Annotated in this window: 1 pseudogene; it reads left to right on the plus strand. The window is 60.0% G+C overall.

Features of this window, described 5'->3' with window-relative positions:
* Window position 1: 1 nt before the first annotated feature.
* Window positions 2-255, plus strand: a pseudogene (locus tag FCK22_RS18205) (acetyl-CoA carboxylase carboxyl transferase subunit alpha); the annotation flags it as partial.

Here is a 255-nt window from a genome sequence, read left to right on the forward strand (position 1 = left end):
GATCGAAGGCAAGGCGGAAGAGCTGCGGGCGTTGGCCCGGTCCAATGAAGAGATGGACATCACCGATGAGGCCCGCGCGCTGGATAAGAAAGCCGCCGGGATGCTCGAAGACCTCTATGGCTCTTTGACGCCTTGGCGGAAATGTCAGGTGGCGCGCCATCCGGAGCGGCCCCATTGCAAGGATTATATCGAGGCGCTTTTCACCGAGTTCACGCCTTTGGCCGGGGATCGAAACTTTGCCGATGATCTGGCCGT

The organism is Sulfitobacter sp. 15WGC (genome assembly GCF_005068605.1).
Lineage (GTDB): Bacteria > Pseudomonadota > Alphaproteobacteria > Rhodobacterales > Rhodobacteraceae > Sulfitobacter > Sulfitobacter faviae.